The sequence below is a fragment of the Flavobacterium sp. RNTU_13 genome (genome assembly GCF_046614455.1).
Lineage (GTDB): Bacteria > Bacteroidota > Bacteroidia > Flavobacteriales > Flavobacteriaceae > Flavobacterium.
On record NZ_JBKJHB010000006.1, the window covers coordinates 238362 to 264762 of the forward strand.

23 protein-coding genes are annotated in these 26401 nt (G+C 45.6%); 11 read left to right on the forward strand and 12 right to left on the reverse strand.

The features are described 5' to 3' along the window. The first annotated feature begins 84 nt into the window (after positions 1-84). Positions 85-495 (forward strand): response regulator, encoded by a 411-nt coding sequence (locus tag ACLI08_RS14250; RefSeq protein ID WP_411429175.1) that lies wholly within the window; start codon positions 85-87, stop codon positions 493-495. A gap of 72 nt (positions 496-567) precedes the next feature. Here the strand turns inward: ACLI08_RS14250 and ACLI08_RS14255 are convergent, their stop codons facing one another. From ACLI08_RS14255 to ACLI08_RS14280, 6 genes are all read right to left on the reverse strand, one after another. Further along, positions 568-1608: a cytochrome-c peroxidase gene (locus ACLI08_RS14255; protein WP_411429176.1), complete on the reverse strand. Its 1041-nt coding sequence runs from the start codon at positions 1606-1608 to the stop codon at positions 568-570. Positions 1609-1620: 12 nt separating this feature from the next. Further along, positions 1621-2424 (reverse strand): MbnP family protein, encoded by an 804-nt coding sequence (locus tag ACLI08_RS14260; RefSeq protein ID WP_411429177.1) that lies wholly within the window; start codon positions 2422-2424, stop codon positions 1621-1623. Positions 2425-2600: 176 nt separating this feature from the next. Further along, positions 2601-3557: a transporter gene (locus tag ACLI08_RS14265; protein WP_411429178.1), complete on the reverse strand. Its 957-nt coding sequence runs from the start codon at positions 3555-3557 to the stop codon at positions 2601-2603. Then, a complete protein-coding gene (locus tag ACLI08_RS14270; RefSeq protein WP_411429179.1) occupies positions 3557-4603 on the reverse strand; it encodes a cytochrome-c peroxidase in 1047 nt (348 codons plus the stop codon). The genes ACLI08_RS14265 and ACLI08_RS14270 overlap by 1 nt, the downstream gene beginning before the upstream one ends. Positions 4604-4615: 12 nt before the next feature. Further along, on the reverse strand, positions 4616-5419 hold the full coding sequence (locus ACLI08_RS14275) for an MbnP family protein (protein WP_411429180.1): 804 nt from the start codon (positions 5417-5419) through the stop codon (positions 4616-4618). A gap of 144 nt (positions 5420-5563) precedes the next feature. Further along, positions 5564-5956: a hypothetical protein gene (locus tag ACLI08_RS14280; RefSeq protein ID WP_411429181.1), complete on the reverse strand. Its 393-nt coding sequence runs from the start codon at positions 5954-5956 to the stop codon at positions 5564-5566. Between the two features lie 87 nt (positions 5957-6043). Between ACLI08_RS14280 and ACLI08_RS14285 the strand changes: the two genes are divergently transcribed. Both ACLI08_RS14285 and ACLI08_RS14290 read left to right on the forward strand, forming a co-directional pair. After that, entirely contained in the window at positions 6044-6511 is a 468-nt protein-coding gene (locus ACLI08_RS14285; protein ID WP_411429182.1) for a hypothetical protein, read from the forward strand. A 76-nt stretch (positions 6512-6587) separates the two neighbouring features. Next, positions 6588-6977, forward strand: a complete 390-nt coding sequence (locus tag ACLI08_RS14290) for a hypothetical protein (protein ID WP_411429183.1) — start codon at positions 6588-6590, stop codon at positions 6975-6977. A 57-nt stretch (positions 6978-7034) separates the two neighbouring features. Here the strand turns inward: ACLI08_RS14290 and ACLI08_RS14295 are convergent, their stop codons facing one another. Next, positions 7035-7316 (reverse strand): hypothetical protein, encoded by a 282-nt coding sequence (locus ACLI08_RS14295; RefSeq protein WP_411429184.1) that lies wholly within the window; start codon positions 7314-7316, stop codon positions 7035-7037. Between the two features lie 215 nt (positions 7317-7531). Here ACLI08_RS14295 and ACLI08_RS14300 point away from each other — a divergent pair, with 215 nt between their 5' ends. Beyond that, positions 7532-8050, forward strand: coding sequence for a hypothetical protein (locus ACLI08_RS14300; RefSeq protein WP_411429185.1), 519 nt, complete (start codon positions 7532-7534; stop codon positions 8048-8050). 292 nt (positions 8051-8342) lie between these two features. Then, positions 8343-9188, forward strand: coding sequence for a hypothetical protein (locus ACLI08_RS14305; RefSeq protein ID WP_411429186.1), 846 nt, complete (start codon positions 8343-8345; stop codon positions 9186-9188). Positions 9189-9264: 76 nt separating this feature from the next. Here ACLI08_RS14305 and ACLI08_RS14310 read toward each other — a convergent pair whose 3' ends face one another. Then, the gene (locus ACLI08_RS14310; protein WP_411429187.1) at positions 9265-12942 is read right to left on the reverse strand and encodes a metallophosphoesterase; all 3678 of its coding nucleotides are present in this window, start codon (positions 12940-12942) and stop codon (positions 9265-9267) included. 77 nt (positions 12943-13019) lie between these two features. Here ACLI08_RS14310 and ACLI08_RS14315 point away from each other — a divergent pair, with 77 nt between their 5' ends. Further along, entirely contained in the window at positions 13020-14207 is a 1188-nt protein-coding gene (locus ACLI08_RS14315; protein ID WP_411429188.1) for a Pycsar system effector family protein, read from the forward strand. Positions 14208-14309: 102 nt separating this feature from the next. Here the strand turns inward: ACLI08_RS14315 and ACLI08_RS14320 are convergent, their stop codons facing one another. Then, positions 14310-16670 (reverse strand): GAF domain-containing protein, encoded by a 2361-nt coding sequence (locus ACLI08_RS14320; RefSeq protein WP_411429189.1) that lies wholly within the window; start codon positions 16668-16670, stop codon positions 14310-14312. Between the two features lie 232 nt (positions 16671-16902). Here ACLI08_RS14320 and ACLI08_RS14325 point away from each other — a divergent pair, with 232 nt between their 5' ends. Then, complete coding sequence (locus tag ACLI08_RS14325) at positions 16903-17793, forward strand: enhanced serine sensitivity protein SseB C-terminal domain-containing protein (RefSeq protein ID WP_411429190.1); 891 nt, start codon at positions 16903-16905, stop codon at positions 17791-17793. Positions 17794-17902: 109 nt separating this feature from the next. On the opposite strand, the gene ACLI08_RS14330 is transcribed toward ACLI08_RS14325, so the two are convergent. Further along, on the reverse strand, positions 17903-18724 hold the full coding sequence (locus ACLI08_RS14330) for an alpha/beta fold hydrolase (RefSeq protein ID WP_411429191.1): 822 nt from the start codon (positions 18722-18724) through the stop codon (positions 17903-17905). Between the two features lie 252 nt (positions 18725-18976). Here ACLI08_RS14330 and ACLI08_RS14335 point away from each other — a divergent pair, with 252 nt between their 5' ends. Genes ACLI08_RS14335 through hemL form a run of 3 tightly spaced genes read left to right on the forward strand, consistent with a single transcriptional unit; the run spans position 18977 to position 22135 of the window. Further along, positions 18977-19876 carry a 1-aminocyclopropane-1-carboxylate deaminase/D-cysteine desulfhydrase gene (locus tag ACLI08_RS14335; RefSeq protein WP_411429192.1) on the forward strand — a complete coding sequence of 300 codons (900 nt, stop codon included), beginning with the start codon at positions 18977-18979 and terminating at the stop codon, positions 19874-19876. After that, positions 19873-20841 carry a glucosaminidase domain-containing protein gene (locus tag ACLI08_RS14340; RefSeq protein WP_411429193.1) on the forward strand — a complete coding sequence of 323 codons (969 nt, stop codon included), beginning with the start codon at positions 19873-19875 and terminating at the stop codon, positions 20839-20841. The genes ACLI08_RS14335 and ACLI08_RS14340 overlap by 4 nt, the downstream gene beginning before the upstream one ends. 7 nt (positions 20842-20848) lie before the next feature. Then, positions 20849-22135 carry a glutamate-1-semialdehyde 2,1-aminomutase gene (gene hemL / locus ACLI08_RS14345; protein ID WP_411429194.1) on the forward strand — a complete coding sequence of 429 codons (1287 nt, stop codon included), beginning with the start codon at positions 20849-20851 and terminating at the stop codon, positions 22133-22135. A 277-nt stretch (positions 22136-22412) separates the two neighbouring features. On the opposite strand, the gene ACLI08_RS14350 is transcribed toward hemL, so the two are convergent. After that, complete coding sequence (locus ACLI08_RS14350) at positions 22413-24416, reverse strand: ATP-binding protein (protein ID WP_411429195.1); 2004 nt, start codon at positions 24414-24416, stop codon at positions 22413-22415. A gap of 287 nt (positions 24417-24703) precedes the next feature. Between ACLI08_RS14350 and ACLI08_RS14355 the strand changes: the two genes are divergently transcribed. Continuing rightward, the gene (locus ACLI08_RS14355; RefSeq protein ID WP_411429196.1) at positions 24704-25354 is read left to right on the forward strand and encodes a response regulator; all 651 of its coding nucleotides are present in this window, start codon (positions 24704-24706) and stop codon (positions 25352-25354) included. Positions 25355-25421: 67 nt separating this feature from the next. Here ACLI08_RS14355 and ACLI08_RS14360 read toward each other — a convergent pair whose 3' ends face one another. After that, on the reverse strand, positions 25422-26288 hold the full coding sequence (locus ACLI08_RS14360) for a DUF808 family protein (protein WP_411429197.1): 867 nt from the start codon (positions 26286-26288) through the stop codon (positions 25422-25424). Between the last annotated feature and the right edge of the window lie 113 nt (positions 26289-26401).

Sequence of the window (26401 nt, forward strand, 5' to 3'; positions counted from 1 at the left end):
CAACGACACTGGGCAGCCGCCCGCCTATCATAAGCATTTTCAGACAAAAAGAGGTTGTATCTTTGTACCACTAAAATAAGTACAATGTCCAGACCTTTAAACATTTTATTAGTTGAAGACGACGCGATTGAGGTTATGAAGTTTAACCGCGTAGTTAAAAACATGGAAGGTCGGCACAAGATAATGGAAGCTCATAATGGTGAGGATGCTTTAAATATCCTTAAAGACAGGGAAGTAAATCCAGACATTATAGTACTGGACCTTAATATGCCAAAACTAAACGGCATAGAGTTTTTAAGAGCTATAAAGAAAGATGAATCGCGCAGGTGCATACCTACCATTATACTTACCACATCTACAAACTACTCAGATATTAAAGAGTGCTACAACATAGGCATTGCCGGATATGTGGTAAAACCGCTAAGGCATGACGAGTATATGCAAAGCACTACAAAACTGATAGAATACTGGAGCAATAACGAACTCATATCTTAAGTTAACTCCCGTATTGTGCCCCTAAAAAACAGAAGCGAAAAAGCCAACCTTACGGTTGGCTTTTTTTATATATCATTGTTCGCTAAAGCTGGGGTTAGTGGTAAACTCAGTATCGGTAAGGGTGTTTAAAAACGTTATTATAGCTGTTTTTTCATCTGCTGTAAGCGGTATGCCCCGGGTACCATCGGTATGGCGCAGTAGCGGATCCAGTGTGGGGCTATCGTAAACCCCATTGGTGTAAAAATTAAGCACAGACTCTAATGTACCAAAACGCCCATCGTGCATATACGGCCCTGTAAGGGCAATGTTCCTAAGGCTTGGCACCCTGAACTTATAGTAATCGGCAGCGTTTTGCGTAACCTTGTAACGACCCACATCGTTTATTTGTGGGTTTATGGGTAAGCCGTTATTACGGAACGAACCATCGGTTTGCAGGTCTGTAGCGTGGCACGAAGCACACTTTTGATTGAATAAAGCGAAGCCCTGTGCTTCGGTTGCGGTAAGTGTACCGCCGGCCTCTCCCCTGCGGTACTTATCAAACTTCGATTGGTCTGAAATCATCATTACCATAAACTGAGACATTGCTTTCAGCATATTTTCTGTGGTAATGCCCGTTTCCGGGAATGCATCGGCAAACATTTTTTTGTACCCTGCATCGCCCTTCATCATGGCAAGTATGGCATTTAGGTCGCCATGCATTTCTATTTCGCTGGTCAGCGGAATAAGCGGCTGTAGGTCGAGGTGCGTAGTAACGCCATCCCACATGTACGAACTCAGGAACGCCATGTTTTGCACCGCAGGAGCATTACGTGTACCCTCGCGGTTATCTACGCCGTGGCTTACCGTGTGCCCGTGGTGTGTAAAAGCACCTGCCTGTTCATGGCAAAAAGCACAGCTAACCAACCCGTCTGAACTTAGCTTGCCGTCATAAAACAGCTTCCTGCCCAGCTCAAAGCCCTTTTCGGTAACGGGATTATTTGTAAAATCATACGTCATTGCCGGGAAGTTAGCCGGCTGGCGCACAGCAAGGGGTTTATTGGTATAACTTTCGCTATCGTTATTACAACTGGCAAAAGCGAGCGGTAGCAGTGCTAAAAAGTAATGTAATTTCATAGATACCTTACCTTAGTTGTTATGTACTTCGCTTACGCTGAAAGCACCTTCCATATTGTGGGTAACTACAGGCGCCATAGTACCTCCCATTATGGTGGCTCCGGTGCCCTGGTCGTCTATCTGGGTAAGGTTTATTTTGGTAGCGCCGTCTATAATTTTACTAACATCTGTAGCTAGGTGTATACCGGGTGTTTGCCCTTTGCGCACCTGAAGCGTTTGCGGCAGGGTAAGTGTTACCGTGCCATAGTTGTCATCAGTAGACGTTTTTCCGGTATGTATAGAAAACGGCAGCGCATCGGCTACGGTTTCAGACGAGTAAGTACCGTCATAGGCAATAAACTTATAGCCTGCACTCCAGCTCCACAGCATTTCTTCGGCCTGGGCGGCGGCAAGAAAATCACCCTGGCCGGCAGCCCCCAGGTTAAACTGTGCCTGGTCTACCCCTATACCAAAATTTATTTTAGTATAATTACCCACCGGAATATCGGCAAGGCTAAAACCCAGGGGCGCTCGCTTAGAGTGGCTTACAATAAAATAGCTTTTGCTTTTCGGGTAGTTGTATACCGTACCGTCTGCCCTTGTAAGGCTTATGTTGCTTACAATGTATTTAATACTACCTACGGTAATATGCTCATTAAGGCTGGTGGTATATTCCTGCCCTAAAATAAGCGCATCAGTACCGTATTTATGAGCAAATTCTACTGACACCGCAGCAGTATCCTGCGTAGTGTTTGCCGGGGCATCATCATTATTGCAAGAGGTAAGGAACAGTGCCGGAACGGCTACAAAGGACAGTAGTGCTAAACGTATTTTCATAGTGTTGTTTATTGTTTGTTGCAAATTTTACAATATTGCACAACGAATTTGGAAAAACAATCTGAAATAAACAAATAAACTTTAAAATCTGTACATTTTTATTGAAATCAGCACGGTATATAACAAAAAAAGAGCGTTTGGTATAAACGCCCTTCTTGCTTTGTATGTACGATATTTTACAAGCTGTAGTTAAGGTTAATGCTCCAGCGGTAATTCGCCTCTACCTTACCCCCTGTAAGATTTTGAGATATGGGCAGCATGCCGTTTACGCCTATAGAAAAGTTATTCCTTCCGGCTTCAAGCCCCGCTTTGGCAAAAATAATATCGCCCTTGGTATTGGCCACATCTTCGCCATACTGCCTGTTAGTAGCATACACTTCGCCTGCCACGCCTGCCTGTGGCACTACGGTATACTTACCGGCATTAGCCATGTAAAAAGCCGTGGCAGCATAGTTAAACTGGTTGCCAAACTGGTAATACTTACGGTTCTCGGTTTTGTAAATATAGGTAGCCATGGCGTTTACACCAATATCTTTGCGGCGGATAACGTATTCGGCTACAGCCAAATAATCCCAACTGCCGGTACCCAACTGGAAACTGGGATTTACACTGCCGTTGTTGTTAGCGTTATACTTGCCTGTAGGCGCCTTAACCCCGCCGCCCACATGCAGGGTGTGGGTATAAGCGGCGCTGTCTTTTTTAGTGGCAAAAAGCCGGTAAAGCCCCATTACGGTAACATCGCCCAGTCCATCCATGTTTTGCGTACCCTTACTAAGGTTGCGGTTAAAGAAATGGTACGGCAACTGCGCCGATAACTGAAAACGCTTGCCCAGCGGAATACGCGACCACACCTGCACGGTATTAAAATTTTCGTCTACCCATGGCGAGTTGTTAAAAATACCATCTCGGCTGGTATAGCTTTGGTAAAAGTAGCGCAACCCCACAAAGTTGTTGTCTATCATAGAGCTGAAGCCCATACCTCCGCCGCTTGCCGAACAGCCACAGGCATCGCAGTCGTCGTAATCAAAGGCGTGTACATACTTGTTAAAATCAGGTGGTGGGGTGCCCGCTGCCATGCCCCGGTACGAAACCAGTGTGAACAGCAGTAATATAAGGACATTATAGTTTTTCATTATTGAAATTCGCTAAAGGATTTATCGGTTATAAACGTTTCGTCGGTAAGCGTGTTCAGAAACGCTATTATAGCCGTTTTTTCATCTTCGGTAAGGGCTATGCCCCGGGTGCCATCGGCGTGGCGCAACAGCGGATCCAGCGTAGGGCTGTCTGAAACACCGGTGGCGTAATAATTTAACACCGATTGTAATGTGCCAAAACGCCCATCGTGCATGTAGGGTGCTGTAAGTGCCACATTCCTTAAGCTGGGCACCCTGAACTTATAATAGTCTGCTGCCAGCTCTGTAATCTTGTACCGGCCCACATCATTTACCTGTGGGTTTACCGGCAGCCCGTTGTTACGGAACGATCCATCGGTTTGTAAATCTGTGGCGTGGCAGGTGGCGCACTTTTGGTTAAACAACGCGTAGCCCTGCAACTCCTCGGCTGTAAGGGTGCCCCCGGCTTCGCCGCGGCGGTATTTATCAAACCTGGAATCGTCTGAAACCATCATTATCATAAACTGCGACAGGGATTTAAGCATGTTTTCTACGCTCACCCCTGATTGCGGATATGCCTGTGCAAAGAGCCTTTGGTACTGGGCATCGGCTTTCATCATGGCAAGGATAGCATTAAGGTCGCCGTGCATTTCCACATCGCTGGTCAGCGGAATAAGCGGCTGAAGGTCAAGGTGCGTAGTAACACCATCCCACATATAGGAACTTAAAAACGCCATGTTTTGTACCGCAGGGGCATTACGTGTACCCACACGGTTGTCTACGCCGTGGCTTACGGTGTGCCCGTGGTGGGTAAAAGCATTTTCCTGTATGTGGCAAAATGCGCAGCTTACCAGCCCGTCTGAACTCAGCCTTCCGTCGTAAAACAGTTTCCTGCCCAGTTCAAAGCCCTTTTGTGTTACCGGGTTATTGGTAAAATCATAGGTCATGGCAGGGAAGTTAGATGGCTTTTTAACCACCAGTTCCAGGTTTTCGTAGTCGCTGTCAGTGCTGCCCCCGCAGCTTACCAGCAGGGGCAGTAATGCAGCTATGGTATATAATAACTTCATACCGGGTGGGTATTAGTCGTTATGCACATGGTCTACCCTAAACGACTCTTTTACGTTAGCCGTAATAAGCGGTAACTGGCTGCCCCCCATAATCATGGCTCCCATACCCATGCTGTTAGCAGCGGTAAGGTTAATTTTGTTAGTACCGTCTACAAACTTGGCTACGTCTGTAATAATGTGGATGTCTGGTGCTATGGTTTTGCGCACTTTAGCGCTTGTAGGCAGGTTAAGGGTAACCTCGGTATAGTTATAATCCGTACCGGTTTGGCCTGTATGTACCATGTACGAAGTATCTGTAGTAACGGTAGGCGATGTAAAAGTACCTTCAAACGCTACAAACTTATAACCCGCGCTCCAGCTCCATAGCATAGCTTCGCTCTGTGCCAGGGCAAGGAAATCGCCCTGGCCCTGGGCACCAAGGTCAAACTGGGCTTTATCTACGCCTACGCCAAATTTTATTTTTGTGTAATCACCCGCAGGCACGTTACTAAGTTCCAGCACGTGGGTATTAGTATCTGCTTCGTTTACAATAAAATAGCTTTGGCTTTTAGGATAGGTAAAGGTGGTACCATCTGCCTTGGTAAGTACTATGTTACTTATAATGTATTTAACGGTGCTCACTTTAAGTGCCTCGTTCTGAGAGTTGGCAGCATTGGCTACACCCAGTATAAGGTCGTTATCGCCAAAGGCGTTGTCAAACTCCACACCCAGCGAACCGGTGCCGCTAACGTCGGTTACAGTATCGTCTTTATCGCATGAGGTCATAGAAAGTGCTGACACAGCCAGTGCCGAAAATAGTATAGAACGGAATTTCATCTTTTTTGTAATGTTTATAAAAGTTATTGCTGAATAAAAATTTGGGGTACAGATATGCAGCACAACAGCAGGCGCCGTTGACCAAAATCCGTACATAACCAGCCCTGCCCTGACATGGGAACATGAGATGGGAGTTGAAAATTTTTATGCTGCAATGAGCGGGGGATGAAATACCGCGTATCCGGCAAGGTGCGAATACAGGTTTTTATAAACTGGAAGTTTTTTGTTTGATACTTGTAGTACGGGTATGCTAAATGCTATTTCGGCAAACGGCTGAAAAAATAACACCTCCGCTTCGGCATGGCCTGATTTTTTTTCAGAAACCGGCTTGTCCTGCTCGGCGGTTTTGGCAAGCTCTTTCATAAGGTGGCACTTACCGTTACAGTGTAGTTTCGGTTTTGCCTTGTTTTCACAAAGTACCGTGGCTATGTAATTGTAATTAACAGCATACTCCAGCACGGGCAGTACAGGCCGCGCTATCATAAAGAATACTATTACAAATACAAGATTTTTCACGCCTGCAAAGGTAATGGCCATTTGTTAAAATAAAGTAATTTTTGTCACATTATTAAACTTTTTTTGTAAACCACAGTCTTACAGGTATAAACTTTAAATTGATACACTATGAAAACGTGGATTTTAGCAGCTACACTGCTGGCAGGCGTAACCCTGGCAGCACAAACACCAGACCCGCAACCTATGCCTACAGGCAAACCAAGGGCAGAACGCCCCATGAAAGAACGCCCTTCGGCACAGCAGCGCGCGTCTATACACACTAAAGAGCTTACCCTGGCACTGGACCTTACCGACAAGCAGGCAAAAGATGCAGAACCGTTGCTATTAGCGGCAGAGCTCAAGAAAGATGAATTTATGAAAAAACGCGAGGAAAACAGGGCGAAAGGTATAAAACCTACCGCAGAAGAACGCGGACAAATGAGGGCTGCATTACTGGACGAGAAAATAAAGCTGAAACGCGACCTTAAAAAAATACTTACGGCAGACCAGTATAAAAAATATGAGGAAAAACTTGAAGCTAAGAGCGTTAGAAAAGACAAACCTCAACCTGGCCGTTTTGTAAGGAAACAGAAATAAAGCGTGTTAAAGTTTTGTGTAATCTGGCAAAATGAGTAGTTTTGAAAAGTTAAACACTAAACAAAACTATAATATCATGAAAAAAATAATTGCTCTGTCTGCCATTTTAACTCTGGGCTTAGGATTTACTGCAAGTGCCCAGCAAAAAAAAGCTGTTAAGCAAACAGTAAAAACTGCACCGGCCACACTTCCTGTAACTGATGGCGAGATAAAAGTTGCAGCTGACAAAAATGTAAGCAGCCTTAACAAAGTTATAGCACTTTCAGATAATGAAAAGCAAATGTTTCAGGGACTGTTTGAAACTAAATACCGTATGCTTGAGTATGCAGCCAAAAAAGGCAACAATGAGGCTGATAAAGAAACGGTTTATAAAAGCATAGAAGCTAAATTAAGAGCTACACTAAGCGCAGATAAAATGGCAAAGCTTGACGCTAAGCCTGCATTACTTAAAGAGCTTACCCACTAGTACATACTATATCCTAGTAAAACAATCCCCACCTGTTACAGGCGGGGATTGTTGTTTTTATAGAAACCCATCAGGATCCGGAGCTGTATCAGTTCGTACTATGTTTCGGCCTTCCCTAACCGCAGAGCGTTGCACACTCATGGGGTGTGCCTGGTTTTCCTCGGCTATATCTGTGGCACTGGCCTTTGGTGCCGGTTTTGGGAAACTTGCCAGCTCAGTAGGGTTTACAATCGCCGGATCTGTATACGGCAACGTAGTGTCCGGGGTAAGGTTTCTTACTTCGTCAAGGCGCCTGTTGTATTCTTCAGCAGACATCCTTTTGTTTTGGTTTGATTCCATAACAGTATAATTTTTATGGTTTTACTTCACGTTTGTAATATAAAGTTACGCCATAAGTGTGTTAAGCAGTTTGTAATTAACGCGTGGTTAACAGGCACATGGCAATGCACTTTATCGACACAATTTTGCATTTTAACGTTTTGTTAACGCTTTTTAGCGAATATACTTGGTTAGTTGTTAAGTTTGGTCAACAAACAAAAACAACCGCCGTTACCATGAAAAAAATTACATCTATAATCGCGCTGCTATTGCTCTTTGCCTCATGCAGTACAGACGACGACAGTCTGCAAACTGATACCGCTGTAACGGCAAAGAAAAGCACGTTTGATGCACCACCCATAATCACATCGCCAAAACCTCCTAAATATACTTTTGCTTGTTGGTCTAACCCTACGGCGCATTATGATAATGTAGGTTCGTTTGCCTCTCCCAAGTGGGGATTTATTGCCGATATTCCTCAAGGCATAGCACCAGACGGGCTATACAAGGTGACCCTGCAAATACAGCAAATAGAACCCGAAAACCTGGAGGTGGGTATAGGAAGCATAATTAGCTATACAGATAACATTGTATATAATAACGTTACTGTAACGCCGCCCTCTGTGGCACGTTACCCTTATCAGTTAATGCTTTATTACCGCTGGAGGCTTGTGGTTTCCCAAGTGAGTTTTAAAGATTATTCTACCATAATTTGTAGCCAGTCTACCCCGTGGTACGATACACCACTGGGCTAACTATACTAGCTAAATATTACTAAACACCAAACCGCCGCAGCAATGTGGCGGTTTGCTTTTTTAGCCGTAAACACTTCAACGATAATAATATATGTTTTAACGTTTTATTGCGTTTTTTATTTACAGAATAACTTTATCCCCTTACATTTGGTATCATAAAGGGGATTTTTCATTTACAAGACTAACTGATTTTAAGACAGAAGCCGTCGTGGTGCAAGCCACGGCGGTATTTTGTTTATAATAACTTTAAGTATTTTATAGTTATCTTTATACTATGATTAAAACTGCACACATGCGCCTTATTATTCCCTGCATTATTGCCATAGGATTTTATAACTGCGGAAACCAGCAACCGGCCGGCAACAGCCTTACCCCAAAAGAAATCAGTAAACTAAAGCTAAAAGAAATTTCGGGGCTAGAGTACGTAAACAATACCCTGTGGGGCATTGAAGACAGCGGTAACGAAAATGCCCTGTACAAAATAGACCCGCAAACCGGCACGCATACCGCCTATGTGGTAGATGCCCCTAATACCGACTGGGAAGATATTACCGCAGATACCCAGGGCAACCTATACATAGCCGATACCGGTAATAATGACAACGACAGGCGAAACCTGAGCATAATAAAGGTGAAACCGCAAGATCCCTCTAAAGTAGTACAGACTACTACATTTTATTACCCGGAGCAAAAGGATTTTCCGGCAAAGAAGGCCGACAGGAATTTTGACTGTGAAGGGATGCTAGAGCACAACGGATATTTTTACCTATTTAGTAAAAACCGATGCTTTAACAGCGATGGTACGGTGCTGATACATAAGGTACCGAACAAACCGGGCAACTTTGCCGCAGAAAAAGTGGGCAGCTTTATTAGCTGTGATAACTTTAGGCGATGTGCCATTGCCGGGGCCGATATAAGCCCTGACGGCAAAACCGTAGCCCTTATAAGCGGTGACAAGCTATGGCTTATAACCAATTTTACCGGCGATGATTTTGCCAAAGGCACCCTGACACCCTACGATTTAGGCGAAGTAACCCAAAAGGAAAGTGTATGCTTTACAGACAACAAAACCCTCTACATAGCCGACGAAAAATCTAAAAAGGAGGGCGGCAAGTTATACACCATAACCCTTAAGTAATCCCTACCGGTATATAAATACAAAAACGGCGTTTGTGTAATAGCACAAACGCCGTTTTTGTATTGTTACCCAGCTCTTATAAGCCCAGCGAAAAGCCAAAGGTAAACCTGCCGCCATCTTGCCCGTGGAAATAGTTTACCCTGCCCGTAACAGCATTGGCGGCATTTACCCAAAAGCCCCCACCAGCGCTTTGGTGCCACTTGCTGCTTTCTTCGCCATGCAGCCATACCCGGCCGTAATCATACCCCGCCGAAAAGCCGTATACCAGCGGCACAAAGCTCTTGGTACGCCCCAGGGTATAGCGCAGGTCTGTAGTATGTAAAAAGGCGTCGTTACCGGCAAAACGCTCACGGCGGTAGCCCCTTAAATCAGCATCGCCACCCAGTGTACTTGCCTGGTAAAACTCGTAGTTATCGTTAAAAATCATTTTTGCCTTAATACCGCTTACCAGCACCAGCCTGTCGTTACGGGTAAGCCTGTGATAAAAGGTAAGTGCGCTTTCGGCATGGGCAAAGTTGCGCTCAAAAACATCCATGCTTGCCTTCCAGCCGCCTTTTACATAAAAAAGCATTCCCATGGCAGGCATGGTAGGATTATCATAATTTTCAAACTTATACATACCCTGTACCCCTGCATACTGCATATGCTCAAACAGGTAAGGGTTTATAGCACCCGGCTGGTTTACATAGCGGTTTACGGTGCCATCTACCTCAATGGTTTCAAAATCAGCTTTCAGTTCCATAAAACCACCGTTTGGCCCCTGCTTAAATATAGAGGGAGACACCCGGAACACCTGCAGCTTTACACGGTTGTAGTTCATGCCCAGTTTATCGTCGTTGTTTACGGTTTCGTTGCCCAGGCCAAAGTAGTTAATACTAAAGTTAGGGCTTGTAAAGCGCGCATCGAGCCCCAGGTTCCATTTACTTACCACGTTCATAACCTTGGCAGCATAGGTAAGTTCAAACCCCTGAGTGGCAAAAAAATAGTTGGCCCCAAAGGTATGCTTACGCGAATAAGGCCTGCGGTTAAAGTTATTTACCGTATAGCTGGCTGTAGCCCCCAGCTTCACCCCATCGTCTGGGTTAAAACCCGCCATGGGGTATCCTGCCCAAATGTTGTAATCAGGTTTTTTGTAGTCATACATATTGGTTTCGTAATCATCGGTAAGTCGCAGGGCGGCATTCGCGGTATTGTAAGTGTTGTTCTTACTTTTAAAATCGTAAATTTTTACCTTATGCCCATCTTCTACCGTATAGGTGTCGTGGTTCTGCCCGCCTATAAGGCGCAGGGTAATAGGGTGGCTGGCTTTGCCTTTTACCTCAAAGGCATCGTCATCATCAAGGCCATAAATCCAAAGCTCTTTGGTTTCGCTGCGGCGGTACGTGTGGTTAAACACCAGCGAATCGCCTTTTTTACCCACATTGTACAGTTCCACCTGCGTTATGCCATCGGGCTGGCGGGTAATTACAAAACGGTCTTTCTTTTCGGTACCCGTAAGCAGTACGGTACGCAGCAATACCTTTCGGTACTCCAGTGCATACTTTTCCAGCTTATCGCGGCGGCTTTTCAAGCAGCGTTTTATGTTTTCGGTATCATTGTCTATAACCTCTTTAGGCAGCTGCGCAAAAGCACTGTCTATAACGGCATCGGTAAGATGTTGTTTTATATATGCAGCCTGCTCCAGCCATTCTTTTTCGCCGCTTTTTGTTATAAACGATACATCTTGCGTATAGCCTTGTTTTGCCTGCCACTTTACATTCGGTATATCATCGGTATAGTTTTTCATTTTCCTTAGCGCGGGTACTTTCATAAGCAACGAAAGCAATGCACCATCTATCTTAGGGAACGCCTGATCCCTGTCGCGCGGAATGGGGCGGTAATACGTGCTGTCGGCAGTTTTAAACTTAGCCCAACGCCATTGATCCGAATGGCGGTCCCAGTCGCCTATGGCCAGGTCAAACAATCGTGCGCGTATGTAAGCCTTTTCATCTATTACATTCTTTTTGCTTTTTTCGAGTTTTGCGTGTACGTCATCAGAGCCGTCTATGCCATCGGCATTGCCAAAGCTGTCTATTTTGGCAAACTCATCGGTAGGGCGTTCCTCTACCATGTACAGCCCATCGCCATAATCGGTATTGTAATTGCCCAGTGCCGTTTGTTTCGGAATATAATACAGCTCAGGGTTGGTGTGGTAAATACCCACTGCCTCTTCTAAATGGTGGATAATATACGGTGTATAAGGATGTGCTGTGGTATAAAAATCGAGCAGGAAACGCTCTGTAAACGTACCTTTAAAGTCGTTACCTATGTAGGTTGTTTTAAATGCCGTAGACTGTAAAAAGCGTGATGCATCTTTACGCTGGGCGCGCATTACATACTCCTTACCCTCTTTATCGAGCAGGCGTAGCGAATTACTTTGATGCCCGCCACCGGCACGGGTTACCGTTAGCCCGCCCTGAAGCGTATCCAACACTGCCACGCGTGCCCTTACCGGGGTGCTGTAGTATTTACGGTAGTGCTCACCAAACAAAAAGCGGTAAAAGCCTCCGTAGGCAGTTTCATTTTTAGTATAAATGGTAGCCGTGGTATCTTTAGGGAAGTTTGTGGCAAACTGCTGCGTAGCTACCGGCAGTACGGGTTTTTCAAGCAGTTTTTTGGTAAACACCTCCTCCTCCGTGGTATCGGTTACTTTGTAGTAATGCACCTTTGCAGTACCGTTTGTAAACACATCGAGCACGGCGTAGCCCCTGCCCCCGTACGAAAAATCGTTAACACCCATGGCGCGTGCCGGTTCTTCCTTGCTTCCGGCTCCGCTAATAATTTGCTTTATATTATCTTTTTCAAGGTATTGCAGGTTATGGTCGTGGCCAGATACCACCACAACATTATCCCTGCCCTGTATAAGGGTTTTTATGCGTTTGCTCAGTGTATTGTATTCGCGGTTTTGCAGGTCCTGATCTATAACCCCGCCGGTACTGCGCAGCAAATTGCCCAGCGAACCCAGTACAGGCAGCGGTATACGGGTGTGCAACGGGAAAATTTCTTTTTCAAACGAAAACTGCCCGCCGTGCGCACCACCACTCATAAGCGGGTGGTGCATGGCAAGGAGTACCGTTTTGTTTTGGTTTTTATTCAGCAGGCTTTCCAGCTCCAGGAAAAATGCCTCGCGGGTTTTAATATCGCAATCGTCGTTTATGGTAGGATGATTGTCCCAGTTTGCAAAATACCATTGGCTGTCTGCGGTTATAACGGTAATACTATCGGTTACCTCAACACTGTTTATGGCGCATCCCTTCCCCGGCTGAAAGGCCTTTTTGCCCAGCGCAGCCGCTACCAGTTTTTCCTGTTCCTTAAGCCCATCGAGTCCGTGGTACCAGTCGTGATTACCGGGTATAAAATAGGTTTTACCGCTAAACTGCCCTGCCAGGGCAATTTGGCTGTTTAACGATGCCTCGGCTTCGGCCCTGCCCTTTTTACCTTCCTTTGGCATACCCAGCGGATATATGTTATCGCCCAGGTACAGCAGGGTGGTTTTTTCACCTTCTGTTTTCAGTTTGTTCCCTACCAGCGCCAGCAAGCGTTGCGAATGCGGGCTGTCGGCATAGCCGGCATCTCCTATAAGGTAAAAGCGGTGTGCTGTTACCTCAGCGGTGCTTGTGCTGTCTTTACCTTTAAGCAGTACGGCGTTTTTGCCATACTGTTCGTGCCGGGTAGCGCAGCCAAAAAGGGCAAGCGCAGCCGCCACGGTAGCCATTCTGCTAATATTTTTTGAAAGCCTACTGCTGTGCGGAAAGATTTTCATAATTTGGTAGTATCAATAATTTATGCCAAATGGACATTGTTTCTAAAGCGGAAAACCACGTATTCCACCTATTCAAAGATAGGCTATCTCCCGATTATATTTACCATAATTTTAGCCATACTTTGCGCGTGGTGCGCGCCGCCGAAACCATAGCCCGTGCCGAAGACGTAGATGCCGATACCCTTGAAGCCCTGATGCTTGCGGCATGGCTGCACGACAGCGGTTATATAGATGGCGCAGAAAACCACGAGAAACGCGGCGCAGAAATCGCAGAAAATTTCCTGAAGGGGCATAATTATGACACCGACAAAACGGCCCTGGTAAAACGCCTTATACTGGCTACAGAACTGCACCACGAACCGGCAGACCTTGCCGAACAAATTATAAAAGATGCCGACTGCGCGCACTTTGCCGACCCAAATTACCTGCAATTGTCTGAACTTTTGCGCAGCGAATGGGAAATTGTAGACGGAAAACAGTTTACTGACCTGGAATGGAATGTGGGCAACCGTTTGCTGCTGCTGCATAAACACCGCTTTTTTACGCACTATGCCAAAAAGCACCTGCAACCCCAAAAAGAAAACAACATAGCCGCGCTACAGGAAGCTATAAACAACCTCAGCGCCAAGCAGGGCAAAAAAGACAAAAAGGGTAAAAAGGACGAAAAAGAGAAGAAAAAAGAGGACAAGCCCGACAGGGGGATTGACACCCTGTTTAGGGTTACACTAAGCAACCATACCCGCCTTAGCGACATAGCAGACAGCAAGGCAAACATACTGCTGTCTGTAAATACCATTATCATTTCCATATCGCTGAGCACGCTTATACCCAAGCTGGATAGCCCGGCAAACGCGCACCTGGTATTCCCTACATTTATTATGATGCTGTTTAGTACCGTGAGCATCATCTTTGCCATACTAAGCACCAGGCCTAAGGTAAATACCGCCACCTACAGTAAAGACGACATTAAGCAAAAACGCATAAACCTGCTGTTTTTTGGTAACTTCTACAAGCTGAGCCTGGAGGAGTACGACACCGCCCTGCGCGAACTGATGACCGACCGCGATGATGTGTACGGCGCACTGATAAAAGACCTCTACTACCTGGGGCTTGTACTAAACAGAAAGTACCGCCTGCTGCGTATTACCTACAATATTTTCATGGTAGGCATTATACTATCGGTAGGGGCGTTTGTAGTGGCGTTTTACAGGCTGTAGTTTTTGTGTAAGATTTAACGTTAGTACTATTCTAAAAATAACAAAGCCCCATAAAGGGGCTTTTGTGTTTATGGTAGTGTAGTGTTTTGTCTTATAGGTGTACTATTTGGTTTGTAGCTCTTTAAGCAGGTCTTCGTAGGTATAATTGCTGCCAGTTTGTGCACCGTAGTTAATAGATACACGCAGTGCCTTAAGCCCGGTTACGCCCTGTAGGTCCTCTACATCAAAGGTTTCTACCACATTGCCCAGCAGGCCTTTGTGTTGCAAAAACTGTATGTAGCGCCTGTACTCGTTTTCTTCCTTACGCTGAGAAAATACTATGGTGATTTTTCCCTTTTGGGTAATGCGCTCCTTAGTACCTTTTATGTTGCTTTTGTCTATACGTTTTTTTACCACCTCGTAGCGGGCGTTGTAAGTGCCGTCTACATCAAAGCGTTTTTCGTCCATACGGAAACGTATGCTTATAGGCGAACTAAACACCAGTATTAACGATGTTACATCGAGGTCATAAGGTAATGATGGCTTAATGCGGTAGTATTCGTTTTCCATTTCGCACATTACCTGCAGCTGCCATAACCTAAGGTTGTTTAGGTACAGCGGGTTGTACTGGTGCTTAGGCGATATGCTGGCGCCAATGTACAGGTTGTGCTCTACGCCATCAGTCTTAAAGCGCTCGTAGTAATGCGGGAAAAACGCCTGTGCCACCTCCTGCTTTTTATCCAACAGTGCCGCCATTTGCTTGTTAATGGCCGAAAGCGTACGGTCAAAATCCTTACGGCTCTGGTATACCATGTGCAGCTTGGCATCGAGCGAATCAAAGTACTCTTTAATGCGTGATTTTACTGCGGTATTACTGCTTTCAAAATGGTTTAAAACCGGGTGCACCTCGTTTATAATATAGCTTTGTATGGTAGCTTCGGTATCGGCCTTTAGCGGATCGCGCAGTTTATCTTCCAGGCTTTCCAGCTCATAAATATGCTGTTCCAGCAGTGGCAAAGGCTCCTGCTCAAATATAAAACGGAATACCGAAAGCAGCGTTTGCACCTGTAGCATAAGGTCTTTCTCTGTACTGTCGTTACGGGCTGTGCTGCTTCCCCTTACGTCGAGCTGGCCGTATAGCGGGTACACCTCGCGGAATACAATATCTTTAAACGCCTCGCGGTTGCCACGCTGCAGGTGCTCCAGGGCTTCTTCCCTAAACTTCCAGTACACGCTGTGGTGTATGGCAGTGTATTCGTTTTGTATAATGGCATCTACCTCGTTTTGCAGCTCGCTGTAGTAGCGCTCTATGGTATCTGTAATAAACGGGGTAATAAACTCCAGCTTATTGGCATTAATGGTATTAAGTTCGCCGGGGCGCGCCGAAACCAGTTCTATAAACCCGTAAAAACGGTTGTTCTTAATTATGGGTGCCAGTATAACGCTGCGTATGTCTTGCGAAATCAGGTGCTTACCAAACGATACGTCTTCGGGGTTTGATTTTACAAACTCCTCTACATCGCTTATAACCATATACTTGCGGTCCTGCAATATTTCGTCCAGCGAATCACTGCAAAACATGGCATCGCATTTCATTTCGCCCAGGCCGTTTAGTATGTGGCTCTTTATGTTTATAAAAGGAGCCAGCTTAAACAGGTTATCATCAGTATTCACCTCGGTAAACCCTACCCTTAAATCTGCAATACGGAAAATAGACCTGAAAATACTTTCTACATTATCTTTGGTCAGCTCTGTAAACTCCTCGGTAATAAGCAGGTTGCCTTTAAGGTTGCTTATGGCACTCTCTGTAGTGGCATCAAATAAAGACACTATGCCAAAGCCTTTAACCTCCCAGCTGCCTTCGGGGAATTTTTGTTTCCAAAGCTCCAGGTCCTCAAAATTATCCATCAGTAGCGTAACGTCCTCTGCCGATATGGCTATAGCCTTTTCGGTAGGAATGATTTCCATAAAATCAGCATTATACGTTATGCGGTAATGGTGAATAATCCCCTGCTCATCGGGTATATCATAAAACAGCGGTTTGCTGAAATCAAAGTTATAGCCGTAGTACCCGTTTAAGACCAGGCAACAGCAAAACACATAAAACTGGTGTTCGCTAAAATCGCGTATGGCCATATCAAAATCGGCACCCGCGTTGCTCAGTATTTTCTTAAATCGTTCGGTATGGTTAAACGTAAAGTTAAAAAACGGCAGTGTTACCGCCTTAATTTCGTTGTAGGTTAATGCCGTAGGGAACAAATCGGCAAGCAGGTTCCGTATAAGCCCTTCATGCGTGGCCAGCTGCTCCAGGTTGTCCATACCGGTGCGTATTTCGGGGAACGGTGCGGCATGGTTTAGCAGTGCCTGTGCGTATTCGGCACGGTAACCGGTTTCGTTGTTGGCTATATTCTCCAGAGCCTCAAGCACTTTATGAAACGATAGCCGGGGTACAAGCGGCCCCTTTGTTTGTTTGGCTGCTTCCATTTTTTTATTAAGATGTGTGCCTGCAAAGATACGTAAAAAGCGAACACGCAAAATTTTAGGCGCCCGGTTTTATGCATTGTGCGTAATTCATAAAAGTTTTTGGCACATAAATCCCATATATTACAAACAAATTAACAGTAGCGTTAATAATCAAACTTGCACGCGTGGGGCAAATTCACGTTCTTTGGCAATACCAACATATTTATTTTTTACTTAATACAAAACATAACAGATGGGAATTTTAGACCGGTTCAAGAAAAAGAACACCCCAGAAAATGAAACACCTCAGCCGGAAACTGCACAACCGGAAAACATACAGCCCGAAACCGTAGCAGAGCCTGCCCCACAAACGCCGCAGCCGCCACAAACCGAAGCAGAAATACCTGCCGAAATACCTACACTGCCGTTTGAAGCCCTTATGAAAGAGGCCGTAAACAACGTAAATGTGCGTTATGATTTTTACCGTAACCTGCCACTACAGCAGGTATATGTAATTACATCGGGTAAAAATGCGCCACAGGGCCAGCAGGTGCTGGAGGAAAACGCCCAGGTAGAACTGGCTACGTTTTCTGATGGTAAAATTCCGTTTTTTACCGCACTGCCACGCATGTTTGAAAAAGGCGTGATAAAAGGCGAAGTACCCTACATGGAAATGAAAGCCGGCGACCTGCTAAACCTTACAAAAGGTGCTACGCTTGTACTAAACCCGTTCTCTGATTTTGGTAAAGAACTGATACCCGAAGAAATAGCTCAGGTGCTGGATGGCAGTATACTGGGTGGAGCCATACATGAGGTGGCGGTACCAAATAATACAGAGGTGCGCATAGGACAGCCTTCGAGCCTGCCTACCGCCATGCTGGATAAGCTGATTACCGTATTTAGCAACCGCGATGACGTAAACGAAGCATATCTTGCCGTGGTAGAAATGCCTGCTACCGGTAACCCGCCACGCTTTTTATTAGCGCTGGACATTAGCGGCGACCGCCAGGTTATATTTGAGGAAACCGGGCGTACCGCACAGCAGTTCCTTAAACAGGGCGAGTCTATAGACATTATGCAACTGGCTCCGGAAAATGGCATATCGGCGTACTTTAACGACCAGCAGCCTTTTTATAAGAAGTAACACTTAAACATACTAAATCCTGTTAAAAAGTAGGTACCACAGTACTACAGCAGTACGGCAATTACATTTTTAACAGGATTTTTTTATGCCTTATAGTTACTAATGGGTGTTACCCGTTAATAAAGTTTAGTATATCGTTGCTAATAATATCGGCGTGGGTTGTAGGCATTCCGTGAGGGAAACCAGGGTAGGTAATCAGTGTACCGTTCTTTAAAAGTTTTGCTGCTTTTATAGCCGAGTTTTCTATAGGAACAATTTGGTCGTCGTCGCCATGCAGTACTAAAACCGGAATTTCTACCGCTTTAAGGTCTTCTGTAAAATCAGTTTCAGAAAACGCCTTAATACCATCATAATGCGCCACAATACCGCCCATCATGCCCTGTCTCCACCAGTTTTGCTGAACGCCCGGCTTTATAACGGCACCTTCTCTGTTATAGCCATAAAACGGCACGGTAAGATCCATATAAAACTGCTGCCTGTTGTGCAGGGTTTGTTCCCTTATACCATCAAACACATCCATAGGAACACCATCAGGATTGTTTTCGCTTTTTACCATTACCGGCGGAACCGCGCTAACTAGTACGGCTTTTTTAGCCCTGCCCTTAGCGTATTTGTTTACGTAGCGTATTACCTCTCCCCCACCGGTAGAGTGCCCCACATGCACCACATCGGTTAAGCCAAGGAAATCTACCAGCTCTGCCGCGTCTGAAGCGTATTGCTCTATGGTATGGTTGTATATGTTTTGGCTAGATCGGCCGTGGCCCCTCCTGTCATGGGCAATTACCCTGAAGCCTCTTTGTAAAAAGAAAATTACCTGTGCTTCCCAGTCGTCTGAAGACAGCGGCCATCCGTGGTGAAACATAATAACCGGCCCCTGGCCTTGGTCTTTGTAAAAAATCTCTGTACCGTCTTTTAGTTTTAGTGTGCTCATTTTTATAATTTTTTTTAGTTAATAATCACTGCTGCAGTAGTATAAGCAAACGGCAACCCTAAAACCATAAAACACTAACCAACAGCAATTTAACAAAACAACAACCAAACATAGATTACGACATATCGTAATTTTTACACATTGTTTTGTCCAGAAAGACTGTATCAAATCAATTACACAAGTTTATTCGCCTGACTCCGAATAACCAAATAACCGCTTTACCTTATAACCAAATAACCGTAAATTTGTGGTATGAACCAAAACGTTGCTATACCGCTGCCCAACGGCATTACCCTTACCATAAAGCGGGAAGATTTGCTGCACCCGCACATATCGGGCAATAAGTTCCGAAAGCTGAAATACAATGTATTGGAAGCTAAACAGCAGGGCAAAACTGCACTGCTTACCTTTGGCGGGGCGTACAGCAACCATATAGCGGCCGCAGCGGCAGCGGGCAGGGAATACGGTTTTGCTACCATTGGCATTATACGCGGCGATGAACTTGCCGATAAAATTGATGCTAACCCCACCCTTGCATTTGCGGCAGGCTGTGGTATGCAGTTTAAGTTTGTATCTAGGGAAGACTACCGCCGAAAAACCGAACCAGAGTTTTTAGATGCCCTTACTGCCGAATTTGGCGATTGCTACATATTGCCGGAAGGCGGCACTAACGCTCTTGCTGTAAAGGGCTGCGAGGAAATACTTACAGATGGCGATGCAGGCTTTACGCACATTTGCCTTGCTGTAGGCACGGGGGGCACCATATCCGGGGTTATAAATGCCGCACTGCCCCACCAGCAGGTTGTGGGGTTCCCGGCGTTAAAAAATGCGGCTTTGTGGGATGATATACGTACCTTTGCCACAAATAACAACTGGCAGCTGGCCGAAGACTTCCATTTTGGAGGATATGGAAAGGTTACAGCGCAGCTGGTAACGTTTATTAATGATTTTTACGACAAAACAGGTATTCCGCTGGATCCTGTGTATACAGGAAAAATGGTTTTTGGCGTTATAGAACTGGCACATCAGGGATTTTTTCCGCCACAATCGCACGTGCTGCTTATACACACGGGCGGCCTGCAGGGCGTAGAGGGCATGAACCTGTTGCTGAAAAAGAAGCATTTACCCACAATAAAAACCCAAAAGGTATGATTAAAAAAATCGGAACTTTTGTACTACTGGCACTGCTGGCCTCGTGTGGCAGTACCAAGCCTTACATTCAAACTACCAAAAACGACAAAGCCCACAAGCAACCGAAAGCCAAAACTCCGCTGCCTAAAAAGCCGGTAGCCGGTAAAGACGATAAAACCCTTACCCTGGAAAGTACCAGCCGCACTACGGTATATGCAGAACAGGTAAAACAATACGTAAATAACTTTAAAGGCATAGCGCAGGATAACATGAGGCGCCACGGCATACCGGCAAGTATAACCCTGGCACAGGGCATACTGGAATCAGGTGCCGGGTATGGCGACCTGTGTGTAACGGCTAACAACCACTTTGGTATAAAATGCCATAAAGACTGGACAGGCGATACGGTGTTTCATGACGATGATGCCGCCGGCGAATGTTTCCGCAAATACGACCGCGCAGAGCAGTCTTTTGAAGACCACTCTAAGTTTCTTACCACACGCAGCCGCTACTCTGCTTTGTTTCAGCTGGAAAAAGACGACTATGCCGCCTGGGCACGTGGCCTTAAGGCTGCCGGATATGCCACTGACCCGCGCTACCCCGAAAAACTTATAGGGCTTATAGAGCGTTTTGAGTTGGCAAAATACGATGCCGAGGTTACCGGTAAAGCAAGGCCTGCTATAGACAAAAGCACGCCCGTTAAAGGCACCGTACCTGCCGATGTAGCCGTAAGGGAGTTGCCTAAAGTAGCTCCGCAAACGCCTGTAACCGTACCCGATACCCCTAAGCCCAATACGGTAATAAACCTGCCTGAACCTACAACCACAGTACAGCAGGCACCTACAGCAGATACCCACCTGGTAGCTAAGGGAGATACCTTATATTCCATTTCTAAAAAATACGGTGTAACCGTAGACGATATAGTAAAACTTAATAACCTTAATGGCAATGCCATAAGCATAGGCCAAACACTAAAAGTTAAGTAAAATAACCATGTTATACGAACGCAGCAGCCGCCTTTTTATCGAAGCATCTGAAGTAATCCCGGGTGGCGTAAACAGTCCGGTACGTGCCTTTAAAGCCGTGGGTGGCACGCCTATTTTTGTAAAAGAAGCTAAAGGCGCTTATCTTTTTGATGAAGATGGTAACCGCTATATAGATTACATAAACAGCTGGGGGCCCATGATACTGGGCCATGCCTACCCGCCTGTGGTAAATGCCGTAATAGAACGCGCTAAAAAAGGCACCTCATTTGGCACCCCTACCGCACTGGAAACAGAAATCGCGGCACTGGCCGTATCTATGGTGCCTAACATAGATAAAATCCGTTTTGTAAACAGCGGTACCGAAGCTTGTATGAGCGCCATACGTCTGGCACGCGGCTTTACGGGGCGCGAAAAAATAATAAAATTTGCCGGCTGCTACCACGGCCACTCTGATTCTTTCCTTATACAGGCTGGCAGTGGCGCGGTTACCTTTGGCAGCCCTAACAGCCCGGGCGTAACCCAGGGTACGGCTAAAGACACCCTGCTGGCTACTTATAATGACCTGGATAACGTAAACTCCATTTTTGAAGCCAATAAAAACGAAATCGCTGCCATAATCATAGAGCCCGTAGCGGGTAATATGGGGTGTATACCTCCGGCTTCAGGATTTTTACAAGGGCTTAGGGATTTATGCGATGCGCACGGGACACTGCTTATTTTTGACGAGGTTATGACGGGCTTCCGCCTTGCAAAGGGTGGTGCGCAGGAGCTTTTCGGCATTACGGCAGATATTGTTGCCTTTGGTAAAGTTATAGGCGGCGGGCTACCGGTAGGGGCATTTGCCGCACGAAACGAAATCATGAACTACCTTGCCCCTGTGGGCCCGGTGTACCAGGCAGGTACGCTTTCGGGTAACCCGCTGGCCATGGCGGCAGGGCTGGAAATGCTTAAGGCGCTTAACAACGACCCCGAAGTATTTGTACGCATAGACGCTAAAACCGCTTACCTGGAAACCGGCATAAGAAACATACTGGAAACTAAAGGCATAGCCCACACCATAAACCGTACAGGTTCTATGATTTCGGTACACTTTGATGCCAGGCCGGTAACTGATTTTGCCACCGCCGGATACGGTAACAACGATACGTTTAAGAAGTTTTTCCATGGCCTGCTTGATAATGGGGTATACATAGCACCATCGGCATACGAAACCTGGTTTATAACCGATGCCCTAACGTATAACGACCTTGATTTTACCCTTGCCGCTATAGAAAAGGTAGCCGCAACACTGTAATAAAGATAAGAACTGCATAAAAGCACAAACGCCCCAATACAGGAAACTGCATTTGGGGCGTTTGTTTTTGTAAGAAAACCTACACTCGATTACGGGTTTTCCGCAATTAACATTTGCAAATAGCACCTATCATTGTGAAAAAAGATCTAATTTATTAGGTTTGCCCCCGAATCTTAACAAACCCGGGGCTGAACCCTTTTTTCCAACTAAATGTTTTAATGAACTAAAACTACTCCAGCCTGGAAGATAAAGCGCCTTAATCAGGCGCTTTTTTTTATTACATAACCGCCTCTATAACCACGCCTTGCCCTTCGGCAGAAGTAACGGTAAGGCTACCGCCAAGGTCTTTTACGCGGTCTTCCATATTTTTAAGGCCTATGCCGCTTTTCTTTTTACCGGTGTCAAAGCCTACGCCGTTATCCCAAATACGCAGCTTTATTTTATCGCCCTGAGACATTACGGCTACATGGCATTCTGTAGCACCGGAGTACTTCAGTACGTTATGGCATGCCTCCTGTATTATACGCAGCAGCGCCACACGGCACGCTGGTGAAACTCCTGCCCAGTTTATAAACTTATCTATATACACATCAAACTGTACGGTACCGGCACACGAATTACGCTCGGCTTCCTTACGCAAAATATCGGCAAAGCTTTCGGCATCGCCTGCAAACGCGTCTTTAAGGTCGTGAGACAGTTTCCTGATTTCGTCTTGTGTTTCCTGCAGCTCGGTTACTAACTGCGTACGCTTTTCTTCCTGCTCGGTTTTTAGCTGCATCAGGTTAAAGCGCGTGGTAAAAATGCGGTTTATAATCCCATCATGCAGTTCCATTGCCAGGCGGTTCCGTTCTGCAACACGGGCGTTTTCGGCTTCCATTTCCTGTTGCAGCAGCAGTCCGTATATTTTTTCATTGGCTTCCTGTTGCTGTTGGTTGTATACCAGCTCCTTATTGCGCGAGCGCAGCCTTATAATAAGTATAATACCCACCGCCATAAACAGCAATACCACTGTAACTGCTACAGCCGCGTTGTACCTGCGGTTAAGCGCCTTGTTTTTGGTTTCAACCAAATCTGTATCATACGAAATACGTGCAAATTTATCGCGTGCGGCACGCTCTGCACTGTGCAGGCTATCGGTAAGCCTAAAGTATTCTTTAGAGTGCTTTACCGTGTGCTTATGGTCTGCGGTAAGTAGCAATGCCAGGATTTCCTGCATATCGTCGGCGCTTTCCGCTATACGGGCATCGCGGTAGGCAGCTTTAAGCAATGCCACCCCCTGCAGGGTATCGCCCTGGCGCAGGTAGTGCTTTGCAATACTTTTTTCAGGATCCAGTTTATGGAAATCAGCACCTATACTATCCAGCACCCGCAGCGATTCCTGCAAATCAGGCATGTATTCTTCCTCAGGCCGGTTAAGCATCATTTCTGCATACCCGCGGTTGCCTAAAAACACCGCCTGCTGGTGACGCTCTAAACCTTTAATATTAAAAGCCTGGTTATAATAGTCGAGTGCTTTAGTGTAATCCCCCTTTTTGTCGTACACTACACCTATGTTGCCGTAAATTAGCCTCAGGTAGTCGTTGTAGTCCTCCGGGGCAAGGTCTTTCTTTTTTAAAACATTTAGCTCGGCAAGCGCCGTTTTGTAGTATTCCAGTGCCTTATCGTATTTATGCATTCCCACCAGGCATCCCGCCAGAGCCACGTAAGAGCACACCATGTCTTCAGAATCGTTTATGGAACGAAACAACTTTAGCGCCTCTACCTCCAGCACCTCGGCCTCAGCATAGCTGCCGTGCTGCATTAGTATTTTTGCAGTGCAATGTTTGGTAAGGCCTATATTAAGCGTGTCGTTTAGGTTTTTATACATTTTGCCGGCACGCAGATGATAATAGTAAGCACTGTCTGTAACGTTATCCGCATCGTAAGATGTACCTATGTTATAAAGCGCATACGCCATGGAAACCGAATCGCCACGCTTTTCGGCCTGGCTGTACATGCCCCGCATAATGGCGCGTTGTTTAGGGTATTCCTCATCAAAATAATACAGGTACGCCACCAGTTTCATAACCTGGGTGGTTAGCTGGGTTTGCGGTTGCTTGTCTGTAGCTTTCCACACGCTGTCCAGTATGTGCAAACGCTCCTCGCGCGACAGGTGCTCTGTGTCCCACAAATATTTCAGTTCGCCTTCGTCCTGATTTGCCACCACGGGCTTTTTCTTTTGGCAACAAACTATGCATAGCGCCAAAAATACCGTTACAGCACCATATATATACCTGCGCATAAGGTGTAAGAGATTATGTATTAACAAACTACCGCTACCGGAAAAATCCCAAAACAGCAGCCAAATGTATGTTTTTTTACATAATTACCCATAGCTTTATATACTTTATGATAAACTAAAAAAGAGAGCGCAACGTTAATGTTAAAAAACGGCACGCTTTTTGGCTGATGCTATAAGAGTTTTTTAGTAATTTCGAAAACTGGTTTTTGTTATAATACCGTAAGCACCGAAAAAACCAAAAGATCCAAGACCTAAAACATTAGTAATCCAACCTTAACCGGAATTATATGTCTGTAAAAATACTATTGGTAGATGACCATCCGCTTACTGTGGGCGCTTACAGGCAGGTACTGCAAGACAACCTGCCCGAAAACAGCTATACCACTGCCATAGCGAACAATGCAGAACAAGCGTACCACACCATAGCAGGCAGCAGCACTGATTTTAATATAGCCATTATAGACCACGGCCTGCCCGCATACGAACCGCAGAACCTGAAATCAGGGCTTGATATAGCCATGATGCTGCGCCAGCGTATGCCCGAATGTCGCATAATAATGATAACCGCCCATACCGAAATGCTTATTTTGTATGATATATACAAGCTGGCAAAACCGGAAGGATTTGTAATTAAAAGCGAGCTTACGCCGCAAATGCTGTCGCAGGTAATAACTACGGTAACCGAGGGCGACAACTACCGTAGCCCCATGGTGCAAAACTGCATTAAGGAAATATGGAAAAAAGAGCTTATGGTAGATGATATAAACCGCCAGATTTTATTTTTCCTGTCTAAAGGGTATAAGATGAAAGAGGTAGAAGACATGGTGTTTTTATCGGGTAGTGCGGTACAAAAACGCATTGCTTCCATGAAAAAAGCTTTTGAGGTAAGCTCTGACGGCAGCTTGGTTAAAGAGGCCGTAAAACAAGGATTCCTGTAAGTACAAATACAAAAAAACGCCCGGAAGTTCATCCGGGCGTTTTTTGTTGTATCAGCTAAATCAGGCCTTAGCCTTTTACCAGCGATACTACTTTTTTACCGACGGTAATAATTATAAGGGCTATAATGCCGCCCACAATACCCATGGTAAATTCTTTTATTATAGAAGGCCAACTCTCTAAAAAGTGGTGTAGCTGGTCTATGTTGTGTACAAAAATTCCGCCCGATACCAGCAATAATGCCAGTGTACCTATAACGCCAAGGGCCTTTATAACCCACGGCAGGGCCTTTACCAGCAGGTTACCCAGCGCAGTAAGGAAGCCTTTGTTGTGCGAATGCCTGATAAGGCTAAAACCGGCGTCGTCCATACGTACTATAAGGGCTACGATTCCGTAAACCCCTATGGTAGCTATAAGCGCGGTTATGCACACGGTAAGTATTTGTATACCCAGCGGCTTATCAAGCACGGTGCTCAGGGCTATGATTACAATTTCCAGCGAAAGTATAAAATCAGTAGTTATAGCTGATTTTACTTTTGATTTTTCGGCTGCGGCATCGTCCTGGTTTTGGTCGGCAGCATCATCGGCATGTGCATCGCCATGATGAAAAAAGTATTCTACCACCTTTTCTACCCCTTCATATGCCAAGTAAAACCCGCCTATAATAAGCACGATTTTTATGGCGATAGGGAAAAATACGTTTAGCGCAAGAATGATAGGGATAATAATAACCTTGTTTAACAATGAGCCTTTTGTAATGGCCCATAGTACCGGTAACTCCCTTGAAGATACAAACCCGGTTGCCTTTTCGGCGTTTACCGCCAGGTCGTCGCCCAGTATACCGGCTGTTTTACTGGTGGCCATTTTACTTGTGGCGGCCACGTCGTCCATTAAAGATGCAATATCATCCAGTATTGCAAAAATTCCTGATGCCATTAATTAGTTTTTGGTTCCGGCGGTAAAAATAGCGAATTAAATGCAGAAAATTTTGTTAAGCCGGAGCCTAAAAGCAGATCATTACGCTTTTAGTACTCCGGCTGTACACTTCT

Bases quoted from the DNA above. Each gene is read 5' to 3' on its own strand.
- ACLI08_RS14250 (WP_411429175.1), top strand. From the start codon at position 85: ATGTCCAGACCTTTAAACATTTTATTAGTTGAAGACGACGCGATTGAG.
- ACLI08_RS14255 (WP_411429176.1), bottom strand. From the start codon at position 1,608: ATGAAATTACATTACTTTTTAGCACTGCTACCGCTCGCTTTTGCCAGT.
- ACLI08_RS14260 (WP_411429177.1), bottom strand. From the start codon at position 2,424: ATGAAAATACGTTTAGCACTACTGTCCTTTGTAGCCGTTCCGGCACTG.
- ACLI08_RS14265 (WP_411429178.1), bottom strand. From the start codon at position 3,557: ATGAAAAACTATAATGTCCTTATATTACTGCTGTTCACACTGGTTTCG.
- ACLI08_RS14270 (WP_411429179.1), bottom strand. From the start codon at position 4,603: ATGAAGTTATTATATACCATAGCTGCATTACTGCCCCTGCTGGTAAGC.
- ACLI08_RS14275 (WP_411429180.1), bottom strand. From the start codon at position 5,419: ATGAAATTCCGTTCTATACTATTTTCGGCACTGGCTGTGTCAGCACTT.
- ACLI08_RS14280 (WP_411429181.1), bottom strand. From the start codon at position 5,956: ATGGCCATTACCTTTGCAGGCGTGAAAAATCTTGTATTTGTAATAGTA.
- ACLI08_RS14285 (WP_411429182.1), top strand. From the start codon at position 6,044: ATGAAAACGTGGATTTTAGCAGCTACACTGCTGGCAGGCGTAACCCTG.
- ACLI08_RS14290 (WP_411429183.1), top strand. From the start codon at position 6,588: ATGAAAAAAATAATTGCTCTGTCTGCCATTTTAACTCTGGGCTTAGGA.
- ACLI08_RS14295 (WP_411429184.1), bottom strand. From the start codon at position 7,316: ATGGAATCAAACCAAAACAAAAGGATGTCTGCTGAAGAATACAACAGG.
- ACLI08_RS14300 (WP_411429185.1), top strand. From the start codon at position 7,532: ATGAAAAAAATTACATCTATAATCGCGCTGCTATTGCTCTTTGCCTCA.
- ACLI08_RS14305 (WP_411429186.1), top strand. From the start codon at position 8,343: ATGCGCCTTATTATTCCCTGCATTATTGCCATAGGATTTTATAACTGC.
- ACLI08_RS14310 (WP_411429187.1), bottom strand. From the start codon at position 12,942: ATGGCTACCGTGGCGGCTGCGCTTGCCCTTTTTGGCTGCGCTACCCGG.
- ACLI08_RS14315 (WP_411429188.1), top strand. From the start codon at position 13,020: ATGGACATTGTTTCTAAAGCGGAAAACCACGTATTCCACCTATTCAAA.
- ACLI08_RS14320 (WP_411429189.1), bottom strand. From the start codon at position 16,670: ATGGAAGCAGCCAAACAAACAAAGGGGCCGCTTGTACCCCGGCTATCG.
- ACLI08_RS14325 (WP_411429190.1), top strand. From the start codon at position 16,903: ATGGGAATTTTAGACCGGTTCAAGAAAAAGAACACCCCAGAAAATGAA.
- ACLI08_RS14330 (WP_411429191.1), bottom strand. From the start codon at position 18,724: ATGAGCACACTAAAACTAAAAGACGGTACAGAGATTTTTTACAAAGAC.
- ACLI08_RS14335 (WP_411429192.1), top strand. From the start codon at position 18,977: ATGAACCAAAACGTTGCTATACCGCTGCCCAACGGCATTACCCTTACC.
- ACLI08_RS14340 (WP_411429193.1), top strand. From the start codon at position 19,873: ATGATTAAAAAAATCGGAACTTTTGTACTACTGGCACTGCTGGCCTCG.
- hemL (WP_411429194.1), top strand. From the start codon at position 20,849: ATGTTATACGAACGCAGCAGCCGCCTTTTTATCGAAGCATCTGAAGTA.
- ACLI08_RS14350 (WP_411429195.1), bottom strand. From the start codon at position 24,416: ATGCGCAGGTATATATATGGTGCTGTAACGGTATTTTTGGCGCTATGC.
- ACLI08_RS14355 (WP_411429196.1), top strand. From the start codon at position 24,704: ATGTCTGTAAAAATACTATTGGTAGATGACCATCCGCTTACTGTGGGC.
- ACLI08_RS14360 (WP_411429197.1), bottom strand. From the start codon at position 26,288: ATGGCATCAGGAATTTTTGCAATACTGGATGATATTGCATCTTTAATG.